We start from the raw sequence: 16,455 nt of genomic DNA on the forward strand, positions 1-16,455 counted from the left end.
TTCTGGTGTGAGCCCAGCCGAGGTAGCCGACGCCGTCGTCGTCGGCGCGGGGCACAACGGCCTCGTGGCCGCCAACCTGCTGGCCGACGCCGGGTGGGACGTGGTCGTGCTGGAGGCGACCGGCTCGGCCGGCGGGGCCGTCCGCTCCGCCGAGGTCACCGCGCCCGGCTACCTCAGCGACCTCTACAGCTCGTTCTACCCGCTCGGGTACGCGTCGCCGGTCATGCGCGCGCTCGACCTCGACATCGGCTGGCGGCACGCGCCCGACGTGCTCACCCACCTGCTGCCCGACGGGCGGACGGCCACGCTCAACCGGCGGCCGGAGACCACCGCGGCCTCCGTCGCGGAGTTCGCCGCCGGTGACGGGGAGCGGTGGCTGCGCGCGTACGAGGAGTGGCGGTCCGTCTCCGCCCCGCTGCTGGAGACGCTGTTCACGCCGTTTCCCCCGGTGCGGGGCGGCGCGGCGCTGCTCGCCCGGCTGCGGCCGGCCGGGGCGCTGCGCCTGGCCCGCCGGCTGGTCCTGCCCAGTCGCAAGCTGGGCGGGGAGATGTTTCGCGGCGAGGGCGCCCAGCTGCTGATGGCCGGGAGCGCGCTGCACACCGACCTCTCCGTCGACGACGCCGGCAGCGGCGTCTACGGCTGGCTGCTGGCGATGCTCGGCCAGGAGTACGGCTGGCCGGTCCCGGAGGGCGGCGCGCAGCGGATCACCGACGCGCTCGTCGCGCGGCTGCGGGCCCGCGGTGGACGCATCGAGTACGCGGCCCGCGCCGACCGGGTCCTGACCGCGCGTGGGCGGGCGATGGGTGTGTCCACCGTGGACGGCAAGCGGTGGCGGGCCCGGCGGGCGGTGCTCGCCGACGTGCCCGCGCCCGCGCTCTATCTCGACCTGGTCGGCGCGGCGCTGCTGCCGCCCCGGCTGGTGGAGGACCTGGCCCACTTCCAGTGGGACGGTTCGACGGTCAAAGTGGACTGGGCGCTCTCCGCCCCGATGCCGTGGAAGCATCCGGCCGCGGCGGGCGCCGGCACCGTCCACTTAGGTGCCGACCTCGACGGCCTGGCCCGGTACGCGACCGCGCTCGCCACCGGCGAGCTGCCCCGCGACCCGTTCCTCCTGCTCGGGCAGATGAGCACCGCCGACCCGTCCCACTCCCCGCCGGGCACCGAGTCGCTGTGGTGCTACACGCACCTGCCGTTTCGCCGCGAGTGGCCGGCCGAGGAGGTGCTCGCGCACGTGGAGCGGATGGAGCGGGTGCTGGAGGAGCACGCGCCGGGCTTCGGGCGGCTCGTCGTGGGGCGGCACGTGGCCGGCCCCGGCGACCTGGAGCGGGAGAACGCCAGCCTGGTCGGAGGCGCGCTGGGCGGTGGCACCTCGGCGGCGTACCAGCAGCTCTTCCTGCGCCCGATCCCCGGGCTGGGCCGGGCCGACACGCCGGTCGACCGTCTCTACCTGGCCAGCTCGTCGGCGCATCCCGGCGCGGGCGTGCACGGCGGCCCGGGCGCCAACGCGGCCCGCGCGGCACTGGCCCGCGACCGTTTCCTCACCGGCGACGCGTACCACGCGCTGATCGCCGCCGCGCACCGCGCCCTCTACTGACCCCCTTCCCGTGATCGAAGCTCCACCCACGTCGCTAGAACGACTTGGGTGGAGCTTCGATCACGGGAACGACGGCTTGGGGCGGCCGAGCAGCCAGCCCTGCCCGAGGTCGCAGCCGAGCGCGTGCAGCCGGGCGCGCTGGTGCTCCGATTCGATGCCCTCGGCGGTCACGGTGAGCCGCAGCGTGTGTCCAAGCTGGATCAGCGCGCGGAGCACCGCCTCGTCGGTGCGGCCGGTCGGACCGTCTCCGTCGAGACCGGCGACGAACGAGCCGGCCAGCTTGATCGCCTGCACCGGGAGTCGGCGCAGGTACGACAGTCCACAGTAGCCGGTGCCGAAGTCGTCGAGCGCGACCCGGACCGCCATGCCGGCGAGCGCCCGTACATTGTCGACCGCGTCGCCCTCGGCGGTCATCGCCGCGTGCTCGGTGATCTCCAGCTGGAGCCGGTGCGGCGGCAGGCCGACCCGGTCGAGCACCACGGCCACCTCGGCCGCGAGCCCCGGATGGCAGAGCTGCCGGGCGGCCAGGTTGACGCTCACGAACGGCGGCTCGCCGCCGTCGCCGTGCCAGCGCACCGCCTGGCGGCAGGCCATCTCCAGCAGGTGCATGCCGAGCGGCAGGATGAAGCCGGAGTCTTCGGCGAGGGTGATGAACCGGCCGGGCAAGAGGCGCCCCAGCTCCGGATGGTCCCACCGGGCCAGGCACTCGACACCCACCACGGCGCCGGTGGCGAGGTTGACCATCGGCTGGTACGCCAGCCCGAACTCGCCCCGGGCCAGCGCGCCCGGCATCGCGGCGGAGAGCCGGTAGCGGGCCACGGCGCGGGCGTTGCGCTCCTCGTCGAAGAACCGCCACCGGTCGCGACCGTCCACCTTGGCCCAGTGCAGCGCCATCGCGGCGGCGCGCAGCGCGTCGGCCGGGTCGCCGTCGTCGACCGCCCGCTCCACGACGCCCGCGCTCGCCGACATCGGCAGCTCGTGACCGTCCACTTCGAACGGTGTGCGCAGCGCCGCCAGCGCCCGGTCGGCCGGTTTGATGGCGTCTTCCGGCCCGGTCGTGCCGCGGACCAGCAGCGCGAACTCGTCGCCGCCCAGATGGCAGGCGACGCCCTCGGGGAGGTCGGCCAGCCGCTCGGCGGCCGCGGCGAGGAGGCGGTCGCCGGCCGCGTACCCGAGGCTGTTGTTGACGGCGCGGAAGCGGTCGAGGCCGATCAGGCAGACGCCGAAGCGGGCCGGCGCGGCCGGGTCGGTGCGCAGCTCGCCCAGCCACTGGGTGAGCTGCGCCCGGTTGGGCAGGCCGGTGCGGGAATCGTGCAGGGCGGCGTGACGCAACCGCTCCTCGCTGCGGCGCAGGGCCTGCTCCGCCTCCGACCGCGCGACGATGTCGGCCCGGCGCACCGCCTCCTGCCGGTCGAGCGTGTGGTCGTGCAGCGCCGTCGAATACCCCATGGAGAGCGCCTCGACCAGCGCGGTGACCCGCTCGCGACCGACCACACCGGACAGGTCCAGTGTGGAGAGAAGGCGGGTGGAGAGCTCGGTGATGGTGCGCCCGAGCGCCTCCGGGGCGATCTCCTCGGTGCTGGCCAGGTCGACGCCGACCTGGTAGCCGACCGCGGGGTCGAACAGTTCCGCGGTCAGCGCCGCCGCTATCCGCTTGGTCAGGTCGACGAAGAACGCGTCCCGCTCGGCCCCGGTCAGCAGCACATAGCTGGCGTCGTGGACCGACCGCCCCCACTCCCGCGCGAACCGCTCTACCGGTGTCATGGCTTGCGCCCCACACCTCCGTAGTTGAGCGCGGAGAGGCCGCTGGGCTTGTCGTCCGGCGAGTCGGGGCGCCACTCGTGCACCCAGACCAGGCCCGGCTCGACCAGCTCGAACCCGTCGAAGAACCGCAGGATCTCGGCGTGCGTCCGCATCGCCAGCGGCGTGGGCGTGCGCTCGATCGCCTCCGCCGCCTCGCGGAACTCGTCCGGGTGACTCTCGTGGGTGCCGTGGCCGATCACCAGGTAGCTCCCCGGCGCCAGCCGCTGCTTGAGCACGGCCAGCGCGCCGTACGGATCGCGGTCGTCGCGCACGGCGTGCAGGAGCGCGACCAGCAGCAGCGCCACCGGCCGGTCGAAGTCGATCAGCTCCACCACGGACGGGTGCTCCAGGACCGCGCGCGGGTTGGCGAAGTCCTCGCGGATCGCCGTGGCGTACGGGTTGTCGGCCAGGATCTGCCGGCTGTGCGCCACCGCGATCGGGTCGATGTCCACGTAGGCCACCCGCGCCTCGGAGTCGACCTTTTGCGCGATCTCGTGGACGTTGCCGACCGTGGGGATGCCCGAGCCGATGTCGAGGAACTGCCGGACGCCCTGGTCGAGGACGAACCGCGTGGCCCGGTGGAGGAAGGCCCGGTTGACCCGCGCCTGGACCTTCACATCGGGAAAGACGGAGATCAGCTGGCGCGCCAGCGCCCGGTCGGCGGCGAAGTTGTGCGACCCGCCGAGCAGATAGTCGTACGCCCGGGCCACGGTCGCGCTGTCGTGATCGACGTCGTCGGGTGCCCAGTCCGGTCGGTCCGTCATCGCGCTCCTCTGGTGATGGGACCCCAAGTATCCTGTGTTCCGGCCCACGGCTCAATTCCGCGGTCGATACATTCGCATGCCCGCCCGCCGCGCGCGGGGCTCCGGCCCAGCTCAGCGCCGTGCCACATCCGCCATGTTGATCAGGCATCCCGTGGCGTGTCGGCCCGCGCCGCGATCGAGAGATTTGCGCTACCGCGACGCCCGCGGTGGGTCCGAACGAAATGCCGCCCAGCTCAAGTCGATCATGGCTAGCCCGTCCCGCGCGGGGTCGACGTGCGGCGATCGTGGTATTCCTGTGCCCCTCCGAGGGCACCTCGATACCACGATCTCAACGACCGCCCGGTGCTCGCCGGCCAAAGCCGGTGAGAGGAGCTCGACAGTGGACCGTTCCAGCAGATCGTGGTACGGATCCGCCCGCCCAGGGGCAGCGGCGTACCACGATCTCGACCGCCGCCGCGGTGTGATCGTGGCCCGGCCCCACCCGGGGCCGGGCGGCGGCCTGACGCTCCCGAGCGCGCCCGGCTCACAGCCTCGATCGAACTGGCGTGAGTGGCATTTGGGTCCGGACCGTTGCTCCCGCGGCCTCACCCTCCGCCGTCCACAGTCCACCCGCCGCGGTCGGCGGGGCGCGCGCCGCCAGCGGGTCCGTGCGTCCTTGAAGCTCTCGAGCTGGGCGCACGGTCCGTCGATCAAGGACCCGGGACCTTCCCGGTCCGGGCCGACCGCGCCGCATCAAGCCGAGGGCTCCGCCCACGGAGCTGCCGCCTGCCCGGCAGGAGGTCGTTCGCGCGGATCGCGGACGTCGGCGTAGCCGTGCCGGTGGGTGGGGTCACATCCAGCCGGCACCGGGGCCCGGCGGCCCGGACGGACAGGGCTCGACCCGGGACTCCGCCGACGCCGTCCGGCGCGGCCGGCCGGCCCGTCACCCGAAGGGTGGGCGGATCCCATGATCGGCGCTGGGGTTGGTGATCGTGGTCTTTCGGGCATCGCGCGAGCGCCGGCGCCGGCCCAACGGCGCGGCCTGGGCGTGGGAGCCGCACCCTCCGCGTTCGGCCGCGGTGACCCCTCGCCGCCGCGCGGTCGCCGAGGTGCCCCGTCCGCGCGTGCAGCTCGAGAGCTCCGTAGGGCTCCGGCGGTGACGGGGCGAGGAACCCGGGCGGAGCTGGCAGCGGAGGCCGGGGAAGTCGGCGAGCGCCAGCTCGCCGCCGGGCGGAGCGGTGCCCGCGGGAAAGCACCCCAAGAAAACGCTCCGCTGCGCTCCACGTTTCCCCCGGGGGACCCCGCGCATGCGGTCCGCAGGTGAGGCGGACCGGGGTAAATCTGCTTCTGGGAACGCTCTGAGCTGCTGGTGGGGCGAGGGTTAGAAGGGGAATGGCCGGGTATCTCGCGGGTCATGCGGGTGCTTGGGGTCAACTCGATCTTTCACGATCCGGCGGCGGCGATCGTCGTGGACGGGCGGGTGGTGGCCGCCGCGGAGGAGGAGCGGTTCAGCCGCCGGAAGCACGGTAAGCGGCCGGTGCCCTTCAGCGCCTGGGAGCTGCCCGAGCTGGCCGCCGCCTGGTGCCTGGAGCGGGCCGGGCTGGAGGCGGGCGACCTGGACGCGGTGGCGTACTCGTTCGACCCGGCGCTCTGCCGTGAGGATCTTGACGACAGCGACCCGTGGGACTGGCTGCGCGTCGAGTATGCCCAGCGTGCGCCGCAGTTTCTGGCCACCGCCCTGCCCGGGCTGGACCCGGGGATGGTCCGGTTCGTGCCGCACCACGTCGCGCACGCCGCCTCGGCCGGGCTCGCCATGCCGTACCGGGACGACGCCGCGGTGCTCGTGCTGGACGGGCGGGGTGAGTCGGCCAGTCACCTCGCCGGGGTGTACCGGGACGGCTGGATCACCGCGCTGCGCGCCCAGCGGCTGCCGCACTCGCTCGGGCTGCTCTACGAGGATCTGACCCGCCACCTGGGCTTCCAGCACTCCAGTGACGAGTACAAGGTGATGGCCCTCGCGTCCTACGGCGAGCCGAAGCACCTGCCGCTGCTGCGCCAGCTGGTCCGGGCGGACGGGGAGGGCGGGTTCACCGTCGAGCCGGTCGCCTGGGGCACCCTCGCCAAGCCCCGCGCGCCGGGCGGTGAGATGACCGGGGAGCACGCCGACCTGGCCGCCAGCGCGCAGGCGCGGCTGGAGGAGGTGCTGCTCGACCTGGCCCGCTGGACGTACGAGGCGGCCGGCGGCCCGCGAGTGCTGGCGATGGCCGGCGGCACCGCGCTCAACTGCGTCGCCAACGCCAGGATCGCGGCGGAGGGGCCGTTCGAGCACGTGTGGGTGCAGCCGGCGGCCGGCGACGCGGGCACCGCCCTCGGCGCGGCGCTGCACGTCGCCCGCGAGGAGGGAGCGCGGCCCGAGCCGATGCCGGGCGTGGCCCTCGGCCGCGGGTGGAGCGACGCCGACCTCGAAGCCGAGCTGCGCCGCGCCGCGCTCCCCTTCACCCGGGCGGAGTCGATCGCCGCGGAGGCGGCGCGGGTACTGGCCGGCAACGGCATCGTGGCATGGTTTCAGGGGCGCGCCGAGTACGGCCCGCGGGCGCTCGGCCACCGTTCGCTGCTCGCCCACCCCGGCGACCGGGACACCACCCGGCGGATGAACGACGTGAAGGGGCGCGAGCAGTTTCGCCCGATCGCGCCGATGGTGCGGGCCGAGCGGGCGGCCGAGGTCTTCGACGGGGTGCTGCCGAGCCCGTACATGCTGTTCGTCCACACCGTACGGCCACAGTGGCGGGACCGGATCCCGGCGGTGGTGCATGTGGACGGTACCGCGCGGGTGCAGACAGTGGACGGTGCCCAGGAGCCGCTGGTGGCCGAGATGCTGGCCGAGTTCGACCGGCTGACCGGGCTGCCCGTCGTCGTCAACACCTCGCTCAACACCGCCGGGCTGCCCATAGTGGACACCCCGCGCGAGGCGATGGAGCTCTTCGGCTCGGCACCGGTAGACCTGCTCGCGATCGGGCCGTACGCGGTGCGCCGGGCCGAGGCGTTCCGTTGATTTCGATCGTCGTGCCGACCGTGGGGCGGCCCAGCCTCGCCGTGCTCCTCGACCGCCTGGCTCCGTCCACAGCGGAGGGTGCGGAGATCCTGGTGGTGGACGACCGCCCCGGCCGGTCGAGCTCTCCGGGGCTCCCGGTGCGGGACGGCGCGTACCCGAAAATGCTGGCGGGACGCGGCCGCGGGCCGGCGGCGGCGCGCAACACGGGCTGGCGGGCCGCCCGGTTCCCGTGGGTCGCGTTTCTGGACGACGACGTGGTGCCGGACCCGGACTGGTTCGCGCGGCTCCGCGCGGACCTGGACGTGCCCGCGCGGGTCGGCGGCGTGCAGGGGCGGATCCGTGTGCCGCTGCCGCGCGACCGGCCGCCCACCGACTGGGAGCGCGCCACTGCGGGCCTCGAGGAGGCCCGCTGGATAACCGCGGACATGGCCTACCGGCGGACCGCGCTGGCCGGCGTGGGCGGCTTCGACGAACGCTTTCCGCGCGCGTACCGGGAAGACGCCGAGCTGGCCTACCGGGTGCGGTGCGCGGGCTGGGAGCTCGTGCGCGGCGCGCGGCGGGTGACCCACCCGGTGCGGCCGGAAGGGCCGTGGGTGAGCCTGCGGGCCCAGCGCGGCAACGCGGACGACGCGCTGTTGCGGCGCTTGTACGGGCCGCGGTGGCGGGCGCGCGTGGAGGGGTTGCCCGGGCGGCGTCCGCGTCACGCGGTCATCACCGCGGCGCTCGTCGTGGCCGCCACCGTGCCGCGCCTGCGGATGGTGGCGGGGGCGGCCTGGTTGGCGGGTACGGCGGAGTTCGCGGCCGCCCGCATCAAGCCCGGCCCGAAGGCACCCCGCGAGATCGCCGCCGCGCTCCTGACGAGCGTGCTCATCCCTCCACTGGCGACCGTGCACTGGCTGCGCGGCTGGTGGCGCTGGCGTGGCGCGCGCCCGCTCGGGGGCGGGTCCAGTTGATGTTTACTTCTTCTGACCTCGGGAACCAGCGTCATGTGCGAAGCCATCTGTTCGATGCGGTGCTTTTCGACCGCGACGGCACGCTCGTGCACGATGTGCCGTACAACGGGGATCCAGCCCTCGTGCGCGCGGTAGCGGGCGCACGGGCCGCGCTGGACCGGCTTCGCGCGGCCGGGTTCCGGCTCGGTGTAGTGACCAATCAGTCAGGAATCGCCCGCGGGCGGCTGGCGCCCGAGGACGTGGCGAAGGTCAACGCCCGGGTGGAGGAGCTGCTTGGGCCGTTCGACACCTGGCAGGTGTGCTCGCACGGAGAGCGCGACGGGTGCCGGTGTCGCAAGCCACAGCCTGGCATGATCGTCGATGCCGCCGCGGCGCTGGGGACCACACCCCAGCGCTGCGTGGTCGTTGGCGACATCGGCCGCGACATGGCGGCGGCCGGAGCGGCGGGCGCCGCCGGCATCCTGGTGCCCACCGAGGTCACCCGACCCGAGGAGGTTGCCGCCGCGCCCACCGTGGCCGGCGACCTGGATGCCGCGGTACGCCAGATCCTGCGCCGCTCCCGACTCGTACCCGCGGGCACCACCCGGCCCCGCCGCGGCACCGTGCTCGTGGCCCGCCCCGACTCCGCCGGCGACGTGCTGGTCACCGGCCCGGCGATCCGGGCCGTCTCGGCCGGCGCCGAGCGGGTCGTCATGCTCTGCGGGCCGCGCGGCCGGCGCGCCGCCGAGCTGCTGCCCGGCGTCGACGAGCTGATCGAGTGGCGGCTGCCGTGGATCGACCCCAGCCCGGAGCCGCTGGCCCGGTCCGAAGTGGACGCCATGGTGGACCGCCTCGCGGCGGCGGCGCCGGAGGAGGCTGTGCTGTTCACCTCGTTCCACCAGTCGGCGCTCCCGCTCGCACTGGTGCTGCGGATGGCCGGCGTGCGCCGGATCGCCGCGATCAGCGACGACTACCCGGGCTCCCTTCTGGACGTACGGCACCGCGTGCCGCTCGGCATCCCCGAGCCGGAGCGGGCGCTCTCGCTGGCCGCCGCGGCCGGCTTTCCACTCCCGCCCGACGACGTGCCGGAGCTGCGGCTGCGCGACGTCGAGGGCGGACCGGACCTGGCTCCCGGGTACGTCGTGGTGCACCCCGGCGCCTCCGTGCCGGCCCGGGCCTGCCCGCCCGAGCGGTACGCCGAGATCGTCGCCGCGCTCACCGGCGCCGGACACCGCGTGGTGGTCACCGGCGGACCGGAGGAGCTGCCGCTCAGCGCCCGGGTCGCCGGCGCCTCCGCGCTCGACCTCGGCGGGCAGACCTCGCTCAGCGCGCTGGCCGCGGTCATCGCCCGGGCCGCCTGCCTCGTGGTCGCCAACACCGGCCCCGCACACCTGGCCGCCGCGGTCGGTACGCCGGTGGTGAGCCTCTTCGCGCCGACCGTCCCGTTCGGACAGTGGGGGCCGTACCGGGTGCCGTGGGTGCGCATCGGCGACGCGACCGCCCCGTGCCGCAACACCCGGGCGGCTGTCTGCCCGGTCGCCGGCCATCCCTGCCTGTCCACGGTGGACCCGCTCGCGGTGGTGGAGGCGGTCCGCCGGGTCGGTGCGCCGTGAACGTCCTGCTCTGGCACGTGCACGGATCGTGGACGACCGCGTTCGTGCACGGCAAGCACCGCTACCTCGTACCGGTCACCCCGGACCGGGGCCGGTACGGTCTCGGCCGCGCCCGCACGTACGACTGGCCGGACACCGCCGAGGAGGTCCCGCCGGAGCGGCTCGCGGCCGAGGACGTCGACGTGGTGGTGCTGCAGCGCCCCGACGAGCTGGAGCTGGTCGACCGCTGGCTGGGCCGCCGCCCGCCCCTGGTCTTCGTGGAGCACAACACCCCGAAGGGGGACGTGCCCGACTCCCGCCACCCGATGGCGGACCGGGACGACGTCCTGATCGTGCACGTGACCCACTTCAACGAGCTCTTCTGGGACACCGGCGGCACCCGTACGACCGTTGTCGAGCACGGCATCGTGCCGCCTGCGGCCCGCTACTCCGGTGAGCTGAGCCGCCTCGCCGTCGCCACCAACGAGCCGGTGCGCCGCGGCCGGGTGACCGGCACCGACCTGTTCCCGCGGTTCGCCGCCGTGGCGCCGCTCGACGTGTACGGGATGGGTGTCTCGGGGCTAGCACTGTCTGATGTGGATGCCCACGACGATCTGCCCCAGGCGCGGATGCACGCCGAGATCGCTCGCCGCCGCGCGTACCTGCACCTGTGCCGGTGGACGTCGCTCGGGCTGAGCCTCGTCGAGGCGATGGCGATGGGGATGCCCGTCGCCGCGCTCGCCACCACCGAGGCGGTCGAGGCCGTGCCACCCGACGCGGGCGTGGTCTCCACCCGGGTGGAGACCCTCGTGGAGGCGGCGCGGTGGCTGCTGGAGGAGCCGGAGGAGGCCCGCCGGCTGGGCGACCGCGCCCGGGTGGCGGCTAATGAACGTTACGGGCTCGACCGGTTCCTGGCCGACTGGGACAGGCTGTTCGAGTCGATCTGTGGTCGTGGGGGATGAGGAGGTTCGCCATGCGCATCGCGATGATCTCGGAACACGCCAGCCCGCTGGCCGCGCTCGGGGGAGTCGACGCCGGCGGGCAGAACACCCACGTGGCGGAGCTGGCCACCGCGCTGGCCGGCGAAGGGCACGACGTTCGCGTGTACACCCGCCGGGACTCCACCGACCAGCCGGTGCTGGTGCCGATGGCAGACGGCGTGACGGTCGCGCACGTACCAGCCGGCCCGCCGGAGCCGCTGCCCAAGGACGAGCTCCTGCCGTACATGAAGGACTTCAGCCGCTGGCTCGTCGACCAGTGGCGCGGCGACGAGTGGGCGCCGAGCGTGGCGCACGCGCACTTCTGGATGAGCGGGCTCGCCGCCGTCACCGCGGGCCGCCAGACCGGCGTGCCGGTGGTGCAGACGTACCACGCGCTCGGCACGGTCAAGCGGCGGCACCAGGGCGCGGCGGACACCAGCCCGGCGCGGCGGATCGGGTACGAGCGGGCGCTCGGCCGGGCCGTCGACCGGGTCGTCGCGCAGTGCCAGGACGAGGTGCGCGAGCTGGTCCGGATGGGTGTGCCGCGCAACCGCATGGCGCTCATCCCGTCCGGTGTGGACAGTGAGCGGTTCTCGCCCGAGGGTGCGGCGGAGCCGCGTGACCCGGACCGGCCACGGATCCTGACGGTGGGGCGGTTCGTGGAGCGCAAGGGTTTCGCCGACCTGATCCGCGCGCTGAAGATCGTTCCCGGCGCCGAGTGCGTCGTCGTGGGCGGGCCGCCACCCGACCGGCTCGACGGCGACCAGTTCGCCGGCAAGCTGCGCCGCCTCGCCGAGTCCACAAAGGTCGCCGACCGGCTGCGGATCGTCGGTGCCGTGCCGGCGAACGAGATGCCGCGCTGGTACCGCTCCGCGGACGTCCTGGCGACCGCCCCCTGGTACGAGCCGTTCGGGCTGACCCCGCTCGAAGCGATGGCCTGCGGCGTACCCGTGATCGGCACCGCCGTCGGCGGCCTCACCGACACCGTCGTGGACGGGCTCACCGGCGACCTCGTACCGCCACGCGACCCGCGTTCGCTCGGCATGGCGCTGCGCCGGGTGCTCGGCGACCCCGTGCGGCGGTTCGCGTACGCCACCGCGGCGCTCGATCGGGCCCGCCAGTGCTACTCCTGGAAGCGGGCCGCGGAGCAACTGGGAGCCGTGTACGCCACGGTGAGCGGGCTGCGTCCGGCGACCGGGGCGGTGGCTTGATGGACGACGACGTCTCCGGCCGGGTGTCCGTGTTGGACAGTCACCTGGCGGGTCTGGCCTCGGCGTTGGTGCCGTACCGCCACGCCGCCAGCAAGCTCCACCGCTGGGGTGCCGAGCTGGCCGCGCTGCTGGTCGGCGGCGGGCGGCTGCTCGCGGCCGGCAACGGCGGCAGCGCGGCCGAGGCCCAGCACCTGACCGCCGAGCTCGTCGGCAAGCTCCGCGACGACCGGCCGGCGCTGTCCGCGATCGCGCTCACCGCCGAGACGTCCTCGCTCACCGCGGTCAGCAACGACTTCGGGTACGACGAGGTGTTCGCCCGGCAGGTACGGGCGCACGGCCGCCAGGGCGACGTCCTGCTGCTGCTCTCGACGAGCGGGCGGAGCACCAACCTGCTCGCGGCCGCCGAGGCCGGCGCCGAGTGCGGGCTGCGGGTGCTGGGACTCACCGGCCCCAGCCCCAACCCGCTCGCCGAACTCTGCTCGGACGTGCTGGCGGTGCCGTCGCCGGACCAGCAGGTCGTGCAGGAGCTCCACCTGGTGTCGGTGCACGTGCTCTGCGAGTACGTGGACCTGGCGCTGCCGTCACTCCCCGCGCCCGCGTGGCGCGCCGTACCGGTGGGAGGGCTTCAATGATCGTCATCGTCGGAGACACGCTGCTGGACCGGGACGTCGACGGCGCGGTGACCCGGGTCAGCCCGGACGCGCCGGTACCGGTGCTGGCCGAGCAGTCCACACTGGACCGTCCGGGCGGCGCGGGTCTGGCCGCACTGCTGGCCGCGCGGCGCGGAGAGTACGTCGCGCTCGTCACCGGGCTGGCCGACGACGCCGCCGGCGCCCGGCTGAGCGCGCTGCTGTCCGACGCCGGCGTCCGGCTGTACCCCCTGCGCATGACCGGCACCACCCCCGAGAAGATCCGGCTGCGCTCGCGCGGCCAGGCGCTGCTGCGGCTGGACCGGGGCGACGCGGAGGTCGCCGGCGAACCGAACGCGGCCGCGCTGATGGCCATCGCGGAGGCCGACGCGATCCTGGTCAGTGACTACGGGCGCGGGCTGGCCCGGCAGCCGGCGCTGCGGGCCGCGCTCGCCGAGACGACCGCCCCGGTGGTCTGGGACCCGCATCCGCGCGGGCCGGCGCCGGTGCGCGGGGTGCGGCTGGCCACGCCGAACGAGGCCGAGGTCCGCCATCTGACCGGTGACTCAGCCGGCGGCCACCGGGTCGCGACCGCCGCCCGGGGCGGGCAGGAGCTGCGCCAGCGCTGGCGTACCGGCGCCGTCGCGGTCACGATGGGCGGCGACGGCGCACTCCTCTGCCACGGCCCTACCCCGCTGGTCGTACCGACGCCCGCCCGGGTGGGCGGCGACACGTGCGGTGCCGGCGACCGGTTCGCCGCCACGGCCGCGCTCGCCCTCGCCGGCGGCGCGCTCGTCTCCGAGGCCGTGCAGGCGGCCGTGCGGGAGGCGACCGCGTACGTGGCGAGCGGGGGAGTGCACGCCGCGCTCGCCCCGGAAGTGCCGGCGGTGAACGCCGCGGGCGTCGGCCGGGAGGCGGCCGGCGAGCTCGTCGGCCGGGTACGCGCCCGGGGCGGCCGGGTGGTCGCGACCGGTGGCTGCTTCGACCTGCTGCACGCGGGGCACATCGCCACTCTTGAGGCGGCTCGCCGGCTCGGCGACTGCCTCGTGGTCTGCCTCAACTCCGACAGCAGCGTCACCTCCCTCAAGGGGCCGGAACGGCCGATGGTCCGCCAGGACGACCGGGCCCGACTGCTCGCCGCACTGTCCGCTGTGGACGCGGTCGTGGTGTTCGAGGAGTCCACACCGGACGCGGTGCTCTCCTGGCTCCGTCCGGACGTGTGGGTCAAGGGCGGCGACTACGGCAGCGACGGAGGTCTGCTTCCCGAGGCCGACCTCGTCCAGCGGTGGGGTGGGGAATGCGTGATCGTGCCGTACCTGGACGGCCGCTCGACGACGCGGATGATCGCGGCGGCCCGGCATCTGGAGGGAGTCTGATGAAGGTCGTTCTGGTCAGCGGCGGGTCCAGTGGGCTCGGCGCCTCGGTCGTGGAGGCGGCGGCGAAGGAGGGCTGGCGGCCGTTCATCCTCGACCGGCGGCCGCCGGCCGCACCGGTCGACGGTGTGACCTGGGTGGAGTGTGACCTGGCGGACACCGGAGCGGCCGAGGACGCCACCCGGCGGATCGTGGACGAGGCGGGCCGGCTGGACGCGGTGGTGACCGCGGCCGGCGTGGACGTGCCGGGCCGGCTGGCGGACGTACCGGCCGAGGTGTGGGAGCGGACGGTCACGATCGACCTGCTCGCCACCGCGGCGGTGGTCCGGGCCGCCCTGCCGTCCCTGGAGCGGGCGCACGGCACGGTCGTCACGGTGGCCTCAACGCTCGGCTTCAAGGCGGTCAGCGACGCGACCGCGTACTGCGCGGCGAAGTTCGGCGTGGTCGGCTTCACCCGGGCCCTCGCCGCCGAGCTGGCCGGCACGGTGGGCGTGACGCTGCTGGTGCCGGGCGGGATGCGCACGCCGTTCTTCGACGGGCGCGACGAGCAGTACAAGCCGGGGCCGGACGCCCAGCTCAACGACCCGGCGAACGTGGCGGCCGCGGCGATGTTCGCGCTCAACCAGCCGCCCGGCTCCGCGGTACGCGAGATCGTGGTCTGCGCCGAGCAGGAGTCGTCGTACCCATGATCCTGGTGTTGCGGGCGCTGGGGATCGGCGATCTGGCCACGGGTGTGCCGGCGCTGCGCGCGCTGCGCCGGGCGTTTCCGGACCGGACGCTCGCGCTGGCCGCGCCCGCCTGGCTCGGCCCGCTGGCCGAGCTGGTCGGCGGGATCGACGCGCTGGTGCCGTGCGACGGCCTCGATCCCCGTGCGCTGCCGCGCGCGGACTGGGCGGTCAACCTGCACGGCAAAGGGCCGCAGTCGCACCGGCTGCTGCGCCGCTCCCAGCCCGCGCGGCTGGGCGGCTTCGCCTGCCCCGAGGCGGAGCATGTGGACGGTCCGCAGTGGAGCGACGACGAGCACGAGGTGCGGCGCTGGTGCCGGCTGCTGGAGTGGTACGGCGTCCCCACCGACCCCACCGATCTCGCGCTGCACCCGCCGCCCGCGCCGGCCCGCCGGGGCGTCGCGGTGGTGCACCCCGGCGCCAAGGCCCCGGAACGGCGCTGGTCGCCGCAGCGCTTCGCGGCGGTGGCCCGCGACCTGGCCGCCCGCGGCTTCGACGTGGCGGTCACCGGCTCCACGGCCGAGCGGCCGGTCGCCGAGTGCGTGGCCGCGCTGGCCGGCCTGCCCGAGGAGGCCGTACTGGCCGGCCGCACCGATCCGGCCGAGCTGGCCGGCACGGTGGGCCACGCGCGGCTCGTGGTCAGCGGGGACACCGGTGTCGCCCACCTCGCGACCGCGTACCGGGTCCCGTCGGTCGTCCTCTTCGGACCGGTCACGCCCGAGCTGTGGGGACCGCCCCCGGACCGGGCCGAGCACCGCGCCCTGTGGCGCGGGCCGACGGTCGCGTCGATCGGCGTCGAGGAGGTGCTCGCCGCCGTGGACGAGGTGACGTGTGCGGCTGCGGCGTAGCGACCTGACCACGGCCGGCTACGGGCGGCGCCGGCGCGGGCGCGGGATCTCCTATGTGGACGAGCGGGGCGCGAAGATCACCGATCCAGAAACCCTGCGGCGGCTGCGCGAGCTGGTCATCCCGCCGGCCTGGAGCGACGTCTGGATCTCGCCGGACCCGCTCGGGCACATCCAGGCCACGGGCATCGACGCGGCCGGCCGCAAGCAGTACCTCTACCATCCACAGTGGAGGGCCGACCGCGACGCGGAAAAGCACGAGCACGTGCTCGACGTCGCCGCCCGCCTTCCGGCGCTCCGCCGCCAGGTCAACGCCGACCTGGGCCGGCGCGGCCTCGGGCGGGAGCGGGTGCTGGCCGCCATCGCCGCACTCCTCGACTCCGGCGCGTTCCGGGTCGGCGGCGACGAGTACGCGAACGGCGACGACCCGACGTACGGGGTGGCGACGCTCCGCCCCGAGCACGTACGCGGCCGCAAGGGCGGTGTGGTGCTGGAGTTTCCGGCCAAGGGCGGCGTGGAGCAGGCCTGCGAGGTGACCGACGCGCGGGTCTGCGAGGTACTGCGCGCACTGCACCGCCGGCGAAAGGGGAGCGACCGGCTGTTCGGGTACTGGGACGGGCGCGGCTGGCACGACATGCGCAGCGACGACGTCAACGAGTACCTGCGGGCGGCGAGCGGCACCGACATGACCGCCAAGGACCTGCGTACCTGGCACGCGACGCTGCTGGCCGCGTGGAGCCTGGCGGGGGAGGGGCCGCAGGGCTCGGCGACGCGGCGCAAGCGCGCGGTGGCGGCGGTGATGCGCGAGGTGGCCGAGCTGCTGGGCAACACGCCGGCGGTCGCCAAGGCCTCCTATGTGGACCCGCGCGTGGTCGACCTCTACCACGACGGCCGGGTGGCCGCCGCACCGAGCGAGAAGGCCGTGCGCGACCTGCTTTCGTAGCGGGTGCGAGCTCTTGGTGATCAAAGCTCCCCT

The 16,455-nt window shown here is 74.9% G+C and carries 12 protein-coding genes and 1 pseudogene; 11 read left to right on the forward strand and 2 right to left on the reverse strand.

Annotated elements, in window-relative coordinates; genetic code table 11:
• Positions 1-7: 7 nt before the first annotated feature.
• A complete protein-coding gene (locus RB614_RS06625) occupies positions 8-1,594 on the forward strand; it encodes a phytoene desaturase family protein (protein WP_308711473.1) in 1,587 nt (528 codons plus the stop codon).
• Positions 1,595-1,654: 60 nt separating this feature from the next.
• On the opposite strand, the gene RB614_RS06630 is transcribed toward RB614_RS06625, so the two are convergent.
• Positions 1,655-3,358: a putative bifunctional diguanylate cyclase/phosphodiesterase gene (locus RB614_RS06630; protein ID WP_308711474.1), complete on the reverse strand. Its 1,704-nt coding sequence runs from the start codon at positions 3,356-3,358 to the stop codon at positions 1,655-1,657.
• On the reverse strand, positions 3,355-4,161 hold the full coding sequence (locus tag RB614_RS06635; protein WP_308711475.1) for an SAM-dependent methyltransferase: 807 nt from the start codon (positions 4,159-4,161) through the stop codon (positions 3,355-3,357). Before RB614_RS06635 ends, RB614_RS06630 begins: the two co-directional genes overlap by 4 nt.
• A gap of 1,393 nt (positions 4,162-5,554) precedes the next feature.
• On the opposite strand from RB614_RS06635, the gene RB614_RS06640 reads away from it, so the two are divergent.
• From RB614_RS06640 to RB614_RS06685, 10 genes and pseudogenes are all read left to right on the forward strand, one after another.
• A complete protein-coding gene (locus RB614_RS06640) occupies positions 5,555-7,192 on the forward strand; it encodes a carbamoyltransferase family protein (protein ID WP_308711476.1) in 1,638 nt (545 codons plus the stop codon).
• Positions 7,189-8,145, forward strand: a complete 957-nt coding sequence (locus tag RB614_RS06645; RefSeq protein WP_308711477.1) for a glycosyltransferase family 2 protein — start codon at positions 7,189-7,191, stop codon at positions 8,143-8,145. Before RB614_RS06640 ends, RB614_RS06645 begins: the two co-directional genes overlap by 4 nt.
• Positions 8,146-8,180: 35 nt before the next feature.
• On the forward strand, positions 8,181-9,737 hold the full coding sequence (locus tag RB614_RS06650; RefSeq protein ID WP_308711478.1) for an HAD-IIIA family hydrolase: 1,557 nt from the start codon (positions 8,181-8,183) through the stop codon (positions 9,735-9,737).
• A complete protein-coding gene (locus tag RB614_RS06655; protein ID WP_308711479.1) occupies positions 9,734-10,678 on the forward strand; it encodes a glycosyltransferase in 945 nt (314 codons plus the stop codon). Before RB614_RS06650 ends, RB614_RS06655 begins: the two co-directional genes overlap by 4 nt.
• A gap of 11 nt (positions 10,679-10,689) precedes the next feature.
• Positions 10,690-11,907: a glycosyltransferase gene (locus tag RB614_RS06660; protein WP_308711480.1), complete on the forward strand. Its 1,218-nt coding sequence runs from the start codon at positions 10,690-10,692 to the stop codon at positions 11,905-11,907.
• A pseudogene (locus tag RB614_RS06665) lies at positions 11,907-12,530 on the forward strand (D-sedoheptulose-7-phosphate isomerase); the annotation flags it as partial. The gene RB614_RS06660 and the pseudogene RB614_RS06665, both read left to right, overlap by 1 nt.
• 5 nt (positions 12,531-12,535) lie before the next feature.
• On the forward strand, positions 12,536-13,912 hold the full coding sequence (locus RB614_RS06670; RefSeq protein ID WP_308711481.1) for a PfkB family carbohydrate kinase: 1,377 nt from the start codon (positions 12,536-12,538) through the stop codon (positions 13,910-13,912).
• Positions 13,912-14,598 (forward strand): SDR family oxidoreductase, encoded by a 687-nt coding sequence (locus RB614_RS06675; protein WP_308711482.1) that lies wholly within the window; start codon positions 13,912-13,914, stop codon positions 14,596-14,598. Before RB614_RS06670 ends, RB614_RS06675 begins: the two co-directional genes overlap by 1 nt.
• A complete protein-coding gene (locus RB614_RS06680) occupies positions 14,595-15,482 on the forward strand; it encodes a glycosyltransferase family 9 protein (protein WP_308711483.1) in 888 nt (295 codons plus the stop codon). Before RB614_RS06675 ends, RB614_RS06680 begins: the two co-directional genes overlap by 4 nt.
• Positions 15,466-16,422 (forward strand): DNA topoisomerase IB, encoded by a 957-nt coding sequence (locus RB614_RS06685; protein WP_308711484.1) that lies wholly within the window; start codon positions 15,466-15,468, stop codon positions 16,420-16,422. The genes RB614_RS06680 and RB614_RS06685 overlap by 17 nt, the downstream gene beginning before the upstream one ends.
• The last annotated feature ends 33 nt before the right edge of the window (positions 16,423-16,455 follow it).

It is taken from the genome of Phytohabitans maris (assembly GCF_031085175.1).
GTDB lineage: Bacteria > Actinomycetota > Actinomycetes > Mycobacteriales > Micromonosporaceae > Phytohabitans > Phytohabitans maris.

Bases quoted from the DNA above. Each gene is read 5' to 3' on its own strand.
- RB614_RS06630 (WP_308711474.1), bottom strand. From the start codon at position 3,358: ATGACACCGGTAGAGCGGTTCGCGCGGGAGTGGGGGCGGTCGGTCCAC.
- RB614_RS06635 (WP_308711475.1), bottom strand. From the start codon at position 4,161: ATGACGGACCGACCGGACTGGGCACCCGACGACGTCGATCACGACAGC.
- RB614_RS06640 (WP_308711476.1), top strand. From the start codon at position 5,555: ATGCGGGTGCTTGGGGTCAACTCGATCTTTCACGATCCGGCGGCGGCG.
- RB614_RS06660 (WP_308711480.1), top strand. From the start codon at position 10,690: ATGCGCATCGCGATGATCTCGGAACACGCCAGCCCGCTGGCCGCGCTC.
- RB614_RS06670 (WP_308711481.1), top strand. From the start codon at position 12,536: ATGATCGTCATCGTCGGAGACACGCTGCTGGACCGGGACGTCGACGGC.
- RB614_RS06675 (WP_308711482.1), top strand. From the start codon at position 13,912: ATGAAGGTCGTTCTGGTCAGCGGCGGGTCCAGTGGGCTCGGCGCCTCG.
- RB614_RS06680 (WP_308711483.1), top strand. From the start codon at position 14,595: ATGATCCTGGTGTTGCGGGCGCTGGGGATCGGCGATCTGGCCACGGGT.